Genomic DNA, 8,962 nt, shown 5'->3' with positions numbered 1-8,962 from the left:
ACGATTTTTTGTGTGAATATGAAACGAATCCAACAATTGTTAAAGGAAAAAAGCAAAGAAAATAAGTAAATAATAGAAAAAATGGCACGCTAATTGGTTGAAAACATCAATTAACGTGCCATTTTTGAATTCCATGAATCCTTATTAAAAAAATACTATAGTTTTTCAGCAGCCTCCAACCATCAACGGTTTGGACAAGCTCGATACAAGTACTACGACAAATATGCAAGGTATGTTTAAAAATGACTCAAACCTAACCAGTGTAGACTTTACACAAAATACATTGAGTGAAGTTACAGACATCAGCCATATGTTTGAAAATGATACCAAACTTGAAACTATGACTACCGCTACTCTAAGTACTGATTCCGGTAAATCATTTAAAAAACTTACTGATACAAGCTATGCTTTTGCTAATGACGTATTATTAACGAACCTTGATAGTCTAAAAGCTTGGCAAGGCTGGTATCTTACTGATCTAAGCGGAATGTTTAAAAACGATGCTAAAATTACCAGTCTAAATCTTAGTAATCTAGGTTGGAATACGTTTGGTGGACATCCTAATACAGGTGATTCTTCAGTCGGCGAAGGTATGTTTGATGGAACCAACTTACAAAGCATCACTTTGAGTCCATCTTTATCTTTCAGTACTAATACTGCACTTACTTCAACATCTGGTGGTCAGTGGGTTTCCGCTGTTGGTAAAAATTCAGGTAAAACATTTAACTTCTTAGGTGTCCCAATGATTGATAGCTCAGGTACTGCAACAGGTGGTATTGGTAGTTTGTATACTGGTACGGCTGTATCAAATGACATTCAGCTTATTTATAGTGCCACACAAATACCTAATGGTACTGCTGTTTCTAATTTGATTACCATCAACACAAATCACGGTGAAATCTCATTTGTCGCTCAAGGTATAGTTGGACAAACGAGTTCTGTAAATATCCCTGATACATTTAAATTTGAAGATGGAAACACATACACAAGGTCATCTGATTCACCTGCTACAGTTGATGTAACATTTGATCAAACACAAGCCACTGCCCCTGGTATTGCAACGTATGTTGGTGCAGCTAATGCTGAAACCACTGTCAACGTTACTAACCCAGACGGTTCTACTTCTAAATTGACCATTCCCGCTGGTAACTATGGTGATAAGGATGTTACCGTTTCACCTGATGCTATCACCGGATATGTCACTCCTTCCGTTAACGTTTCTTATGGTGCCGACGGTACCCCTACTATAACTCAAGATGGGACTACTATTGATAGTACCAATTCTGTTACCTACACTGGTGTTACTAATGCGGAAACTTCTGTTAACGTTACTAACCCTGATGGCTCTACTTCTAAATTAACTATCCCTGCTGGTAAGTATGGTGATAACAACGTCACCGTTTCTCCTGATCCTGTCACTGGATACGACACTCCTATCGTTACTGTTTCTTATGGTACTGATGGGACTCCGATAGTTACCGAAAACGGGACTACTATCAATGACACTACTCCTGTTACTTATACCGGTGTAGCTAACGCTGAAACTTCTGTTAATGTTAATAACCCTGATGGTTCTACTTCTAAATTAACTATCCCTGCTGGTAACTATGGTGATAAGGATGTTACCGTTTCACCTGATCCCGTCACTGGATATGTCACTCCTATCGTTACTGTTTCTTATGGCACTGATGGGACCCCTATCGTTACCGAAAACGGGACTACTATCAATGACACTACTCCTGTCACTTATACTGGTGTTACTAACGCTGAAACTTCTGTTAATGTTAATAACCCAGACGGCTCTACTTCTAAATTAACTATCCCTGCTGGTAAATACGGTGATAAGGATGTCACCGTTTCCCCTGATCCTGTCACTGGATATGTCACTCCTATTGTCACTGTTTCTTATGGTACTGATGGGACTCCTATCGTTACCGAAAACGGGACTACTATCAATGACACTACTCCCGTTACATATACTGGTGTAGCTAACGCTGAAACTTCTGTTAATGTTAATAACCCTGATGGTTCTACTTCTAAGCTAACTATCCCTGCTGGTAACTATGGTGATAAGAATGTCACCGTTTCTCCTGATCCTATTACTGGATATGACACTCCTATTGTTACTGTTTCTTATGGCACTGATGGGACCCCTATCGTTACCGAAAACGGAACTACTATCAATGACACTACTCCTGTCACTTATACTGGTGTTACTAACGCTGAAACTTCTGTCAATGTTACCAACCCTGATGGTTCTACTTCTAAATTAACTATCCCTGCTGGTAACTATGGTGATAAAGATGTTACTGTTACTGTCCCTGCTAAAGAGGGTTATCTTCCTACTACTGTGAATGTTTCTTACGGTACTGATGGAACCCCTACTGTTACTCAAAATGGGACTACTATCAATGACACTACTCCCGTTACATATACGGGTGTAGCTAACGCTGAAACTTCTGTCAATGTTAATAACCCAGACGGCTCTACTTCTAAATTAACTATCCCTGCTGGTAAGTATGGCGATAAGAATGTCACCGTTTCTCCTGATGCTATCACCGGATATGTCACTCCTATCGTTACTGTTTCTTATGGCACTGATGGAACCCCTACTATTACTCAAAACGGAACTACTATCAATGACACTACTCCCGTTACTTATACTGGCGTTACTAATGCGGAAACTTCTGTTAACGTTACTAACCCAGACGGCTCTACTTCTAAATTAACTATCCCTGCTGGTAAGTATGGTGATAAGAATGTCACTGTTTCACCAGACCCTGTTGCAGGATACGACACTCCTATTGTCACTGTTTCTTATGGTACTGATGGGACTCCGATAGTTACCGAAAACGGGACTACTATCAATGACACTACTCCCGTTACTTATACTGGTGTAGCTAACGCTGAAACTTCTGTTAATGTTACTAACCCTGATGGCTCTACTTCTAAATTAACTATCCCTGCTGGTAACTATGGTGATAAGGATGTTACCATTTCACCTGATCCCGTCACTGGATATGACACTCCTATCGTTACTGTTTCTTATGGCACTGATGGAACCCCTACTGTTACTCAAAACGGAACTACTATCAATGACACTACTCCTGTCACTTATACTGGTGTTACTAACGCTGAAACTTCTGTTAACGTTACTAACCCTGATGGCTCTACTTCTAAGTTAACTATCCCTGCTGGTAAGTACGGTGATAAAGACGTTACCGTTACTGTCCCTGCTAAAGAAGGTTATCTCCCTACTACTGTAAACGTTTCTTACGGTACTGATGGAACCCCTACTATAACTCAAGATGGGACTACTATTGATAGTACCAATTCTGTTACCTACACTGGTGTAGCTAACGCAGAATCTTCTGTTAATGTTACTAACCCTGATGGTTCTACTTCTAAATTAACTATCCCTGCTGGTAAGTATGGTGATAAGAATGTCACCGTTTCTCCTGATCCTATTACTGGATACGACACTCCTATCGTTACTGTTTCTTATGGTACTGATGGGACTCCTATCGTTACCGAAAACGGGACTACTATCAATGACACTACTCCTGTTACTTATACCGGTGTTACTAATGCTGAATCTTCCGTTAATGTTACTAACCCTGATGGTTCTACTTCTAAGTTAACTATCCCTGCTGGTAAGTACGGTGATAAAGACGTTACCGTTACTGTCCCTGCTAAAGAAGGTTATCTCCCTACTACTGTGAATGTTTCTTACGGTACTGATGGAACCCCTACTGTTACTCAAAACGGGACTACTATCAATGACACTACTCCCGTTACTTATACTGGTGTTACCAACCCTGAATCTTCCGTTAATGTTACTAACCCTGATGGCTCTACTTCTAAATTAACTATCCCTGCTGGTAAGTATGGTGATAAAGATGTTACTGTTACTGTCCCTGCTAAAGAGGGTTATCTTCCTACTACTGTGAATGTTTCTTACGGTACTGATGGAACTCCTACCGTCACACAAGATGGGACTACTATCAATGACACTACCCCTGTTACTTATACCGGTGTTACTAACGCTGAAACTTCCGTTAACGTTACTAACCCTGATGGTTCTACTTCTAAATTAACTATCCCTGCTGGTAAATACGGTGATAATAATGTCACCGTTTCTCCTGATCCTGTCACTGGATATGACACTCCTATCGTTACTGTTTCTTATGGCACTGACGGTACTCCGATAGTTACCGAAAACGGGACTACTATCAATGACACTACTCCTGTTACTTACACTGGTGTAGCTAATGCCGAATCTTCCGTTAACGTTACTAATCCGGATGGCTCTACTTCTAAGCTAACTATTCCTGCTGGTAAGTATGGTGACAAGGACGTCACGGTCACTGCTCCTGCTAAGGAAGGCTATCTTCCTACTACTGTAAATGTTTCTTACGGTACTGATGGTACCCCTACTGTTACTCAAAACGGAACTACTATCAATGACACTACTCCCGTTACTTATACTGGTGTTACAAACCCTGAATCTTCCGTTAATGTTACTAACCCAGATGGTTCTACTTCTAAATTAGCTATTCCAGCTGGTAAATACGGCGACAAAGATGTTACTGTTACTGTTCCTGCCAAAGAGGGTTATCTTCCTACTACTGTAAATGTTTCTTATGGTACTGATGGTACTCCTACTGTCACTCAAGACGGGACTACTATCAGCGACACCAATCCTGTTACCTATACTGGTGTTACAAACCCTGCTCAAACATTGACAGTTAATAACCCTGATGGGACCACTTCAGAGTTAACTGTTCCTGAAGGTAAATTTGGTGATGCGCCTGTAACTGTTACAGCTCCTACAGTATCTGGTTACAGTGCTCCATCAGTAATCGTTACTTACAACTCGGATGGAACTTCGACTATCACTGATGCCAATGATGTTACCAAGACAATCACATCAGCTGATGATCTTTCATATACAAGAAAATCATCTGGTGGTTCAAGTACTGTAAATTCTGGTGAAGGAGTAATTGAACAAAAGGTTCAAACAATCTCCACTTATTCTGACCAACCAGACGTCGAACTCTATCAACTTAGTTCTGATAATAAGATGTCACAAATTACCAATCGCTCCCTAGCAACAGCCTCAAACTGGTACAGCGACGCTACTGTTACAATTGACGGTGTTAGCTACTATCGTGTTGCTACTAACGAATGGGCTAAGATGAGTCAAGCTTATCCATATCAAGCTCTCAACTTACACATCAGAACTTATAACGATTCTGAAAAGGCTTTGTACAAAGCTGAAGATATCGTTATTAGTAATGAAACACTTGCTCCCAGCAGCAGTTGGATGACTGATCGTGAAACTTACGTTATCAACAACACTAAGTACTATCGTGTTGCTACTAACGAATTTGTTAATGCCGATGATGTTTATATTTATTCACCAGTAAGCATGGTCGTAACAACTCACTCTAACCAATACACAACTCTTTATGATGCTAAGGGCGTTGCCGTCACAAATAGATCATTAAATAGCAATAGTAGTTGGAAGACTGATAGCATTACCTATATCAATGGGGACAAATACTATCGTGTTGCCACTAACGAATTTGTTAAAGCTAGTGATGTTGATGTTAATCATTAATTTGATTTAATGCTTGGGATAGTTTTATGTATCAATAATGATTAATCCATCAAAGATTAAAGTTTTCACCCTTCATTTTCCATTCAAAAACAAAAAGCTCCGATTGAACTTTACATTTGCGTAAATGTTCAATCGAAGCTTTTTTGGTTCTTATATTGGCGGTGGCTCTAAAACGAGCTACACAAGGGCAACTCCTTCCGCTTTTCATAACTAAGTAAATCGCCCGCAAGAACAGCGTGCAATTCACTTAGTTACGAAAATGCTCGGGAGCTGAACGCCCTTGTTCCGCTCTCTATTTTACTGAATAATTAGGTGCTTCTTTAGTAATAGTAACGTCATGTGGATGTGATTCTCTCAAGCCAGCATTTGAAATTTGAATAAACTGTGCATCTTGTAATTCTGTTAAATTATGTGCTCCAACATAGCCCATTCCTGAACGTAATCCACCAAGCAATTGATAAATTACATCGCCAACGGCACCTTTGGCAGCAACTCGGCCTTCAATACCTTCAGGAACTAGTTTGTTAGCTTCGTTAACGCCACTTTGGAAGTAACGATCTGATGAACCATGTGACATGGCTGCTAAACTTCCCATTCCACGGTATGTCTTGAAACGACGGCCTTGATAAATTTCAAAATCGCCAGGGGCTTCGTCTGTACCTGCCAACATTGAGCCAAGCATAACGGCGTTACCACCACCTGCTAGAGCCTTTACGATGTCACCTGAATACTTAATACCACCATCAGCAATAATTGTCTTACCGTACTCATGAGCAACACTAGCAGCATCATAGACGGCAGTTAGTTGAGGTACTCCGACTCCAGCAACGATTCTGGTTGTACAAATTGAACCAGGTCCTATACCAACTTTAACGACATCAACTCCGGCATCATAAAGCGCTCTAGTACCTTCAGCTGTAGCGACATTACCAGCAATTAAAGTTGCTTCAGGGAATCTTTCTCTGATTTCAGTAATTTTTCTAAGGACTCCTGCTGAATGACCATGGGCTGTATCAATGATAATTGCGTCAGCTCCGGCTTTTAATAATGCTTCAGCACGTTCAAAAGTATCACTTGTAACACCAACTGCTGCGGCAACTAATAGACGACCATATTTGTCTTTTGCAGCATTGGGAAATTCTTTAACTTTTTCAATATCTTTGATTGTAACTAAACCGCCAAGGCGACCGTTTTCATCGATCAAAGGTAATTTTTCAATTTTATGTTCTTGGAGAATTTGTTCAGCTTCTTTAATTGATGTACCAACTGGTGCTGTGATCAAGTCCTCACTTGTCATTACAGTACCAATTTTAACTGAATAATCAGTAATAAAACGTAGGTCACGGTTCGTAATAATACCAACCAACTTTAAATCAGTTGTATTCGTAACGATGGGAACACCACTAATACGATAAGTACTCATCAATTTTTCTGCTTCACTAACTTTATCGTCAGCTGTTAAGTAAATTGGGTCGATGATAACCCCATTTTCAGAACGCTTAACTTTTGAAACCTCGTCAGCTTGTTGTTCAATACTCATATTCTTGTGAATAACACCTAATCCACCTTGACGAGCCATTGCAATGGCCATTGGTGCTTCGGTAACAGTATCCATACTTGCACTCAAAATTGGAGTGTTTAGTTTAATATTCTTAGCTAATTGAACTGATAAATCTACTTCATTTGGTAAAACGTGACTCTCTGCTGGTATTAATAAAACATCATCAAAAGTGAATCCCTTTTTATCAAATTTTGTATCCCATGCCGACATGATATTCCTCCTAAGATTTTATCTTTACCTATTAGTGGGTAAAATTTATAAACATGGTATCTAATTTTTTTGTGTTAGTCAATGAAAGTTTGTGAAATAAAAAGGACTCATCCGCTAAAAGACAAGTCCATTAATACATTTTTATCGCTATAACTTTATATTTCAATAATTTTTGTTTTCTCAAATAAAAATCAAAACTACGTTTTTTTAAACATAATTTATATCTGATGATGTCATTCTCTTTGGAAATAAGTTCATCAATTCGATACAAGCTATCGTTATGATTCCGCTCTAAATAATCAGCAGTCGCTGTATCGACTGAGATTTTGGCAATTATATCTTTATCTGTTAAAACATTCTCACAGGCTTGGATCATCCTCCTACGAATAAAATCATTTACGAATAAAGTAATAATTATACCTATTATAATCAGCAAGAGGAGCCCACCAAAGAATTCCGTAAAAATCAAATTTGATAGATTCATAAGCATCAACACTTTTTATAAATTTATTTAAATAAATCATATCACGCTACTATTATTGTTATCAAATTGTGTGCTTGTCCATTTTGATTTGGTTCTTTTTTATCTTCATGGTAAGATTTCCCTACAAACGTTTTAGGGGGCTACATATATGAAAAAGTTAGTTCGAGACAAAATACCCGATATTATTTCCGATGCTGCGAAATTTGAAGTTCTCTCCAACGAGGACTATCGAATATCGCTTCGGGACAAGGTTACCGAGGAAGCTAAGGAAGTTAAAAAGGCCGAAACGCGCGCCAATCTTGTCGAAGAATTAGGGGATCTGGAGGAAGTCATCCGTGCCATATTGGAAGATGCTTCAATCACATATGAAGAAATGGATAGTCTTCGCCAAGCAAAAATCAATCAAAAGGGTAAATTCGCGCAAAAATTTGTTATGATAAAGCCTGATGAAGAATCGTAAAACAATGTTATGATTCTTCTTTTTTTTACGACTCCAGAGCTGAGAAATATTTACCTGGAGGGTTCAACCACCAAAGCTTGTTTGTACAACAATTAAAAACAGTTTATTATGGTACTTATACTTTTAGTAGAAAGAAGATTACAATGCAAATCTTAACTTTATTTTTAGTGGCCTTAGTTGCCTTAGAACACATTGGTATTGCCGGTCTAGAGATGTTTTCCAAACCAGATATTCAAGCTAATGCCTTCGATATGCCCGTTAACTTTTTAAAAACAAAAGAAGCACACACCGCCTTATCAAACCAAGGCATTTATAATGGAATGCTTGGTGTTCTAATTTTAATGATGATTTTATTTTTCACCGGATCAACATTAAAAATGATCTTGATCATGATGATGATCTACATTATCATCGTAGCAATTTACGGTGGCCTTACAGCTACTAGAAAAATCCTTTTTGTTCAAGGATTACCAGCTTTAGTTGCCTTAATTTTTGTAGCAATTTTTTATAAATAATCAATTCCAGTATCACTCTAATTTCAAACATACCTAAACCGGTCCCTCAAAGGAATGGTTTAAATATTATAAAGTAATGAAAACCCAGCTTCCAGGGACAATTTTTCAA

The 8,962-nt window shown here is 38.7% G+C and carries 5 protein-coding genes; 3 read left to right on the top strand and 2 right to left on the bottom strand.

Features of this window, described 5'->3' with window-relative positions; all coding sequences use genetic code 11:
• Positions 1-232 precede the first annotated feature (232 nt).
• Positions 233-5,623, top strand: coding sequence for an SLAP domain-containing protein (locus FFM71_RS11800; RefSeq protein ID WP_373278806.1), 5,391 nt, complete (start codon positions 233-235; stop codon positions 5,621-5,623).
• Positions 5,624-5,915: 292 nt separating this feature from the next.
• Here the strand turns inward: FFM71_RS11800 and guaB are convergent, their stop codons facing one another.
• Together guaB and FFM71_RS11790 are read right to left on the bottom strand one after the other, a co-directional pair.
• The gene (gene guaB, locus FFM71_RS11795; protein ID WP_137612354.1) at positions 5,916-7,394 is read right to left on the bottom strand and encodes an IMP dehydrogenase; all 1,479 of its coding nucleotides are present in this window, start codon (positions 7,392-7,394) and stop codon (positions 5,916-5,918) included.
• Positions 7,395-7,524: 130 nt separating this feature from the next.
• Positions 7,525-7,770: a hypothetical protein gene (locus tag FFM71_RS11790; protein WP_137612353.1), complete on the bottom strand. Its 246-nt coding sequence runs from the start codon at positions 7,768-7,770 to the stop codon at positions 7,525-7,527.
• 256 nt (positions 7,771-8,026) lie between these two features.
• On the opposite strand from FFM71_RS11790, the gene FFM71_RS11785 reads away from it, so the two are divergent.
• Together FFM71_RS11785 and FFM71_RS11780 are read left to right on the top strand one after the other, a co-directional pair.
• Entirely contained in the window at positions 8,027-8,338 is a 312-nt protein-coding gene (locus FFM71_RS11785; protein WP_137612352.1) for a nucleoside triphosphate pyrophosphohydrolase, read from the top strand.
• A gap of 143 nt (positions 8,339-8,481) precedes the next feature.
• Positions 8,482-8,853 (top strand): DUF1304 domain-containing protein, encoded by a 372-nt coding sequence (locus FFM71_RS11780; protein ID WP_137612351.1) that lies wholly within the window; start codon positions 8,482-8,484, stop codon positions 8,851-8,853.
• Positions 8,854-8,962 lie beyond the last annotated feature (109 nt).

Origin of the sequence: Companilactobacillus huachuanensis (assembly GCF_005404815.1) — a bacterium.
Lineage (GTDB): Bacteria > Bacillota > Bacilli > Lactobacillales > Lactobacillaceae > Companilactobacillus > Companilactobacillus huachuanensis.
Note: the sequence above shows the minus strand (reverse complement) of the source record. Positions and strands in the feature narration are given on the sequence as shown.

What these genes read in the sequence shown, in the direction of transcription:
- FFM71_RS11800 (WP_373278806.1), top strand. Translation starts at nt 233, where the DNA reads ATGTTTAAAAATGACTCAAACCTAACCAGTGTAGACTTTACACAAAAT.
- guaB (WP_137612354.1), bottom strand. Translation starts at nt 7,394, where the DNA reads ATGTCGGCATGGGATACAAAATTTGATAAAAAGGGATTCACTTTTGAT.
- FFM71_RS11790 (WP_137612353.1), bottom strand. Translation starts at nt 7,770, where the DNA reads ATGATCCAAGCCTGTGAGAATGTTTTAACAGATAAAGATATAATTGCC.
- FFM71_RS11785 (WP_137612352.1), top strand. Translation starts at nt 8,027, where the DNA reads ATGAAAAAGTTAGTTCGAGACAAAATACCCGATATTATTTCCGATGCT.
- FFM71_RS11780 (WP_137612351.1), top strand. Translation starts at nt 8,482, where the DNA reads ATGCAAATCTTAACTTTATTTTTAGTGGCCTTAGTTGCCTTAGAACAC.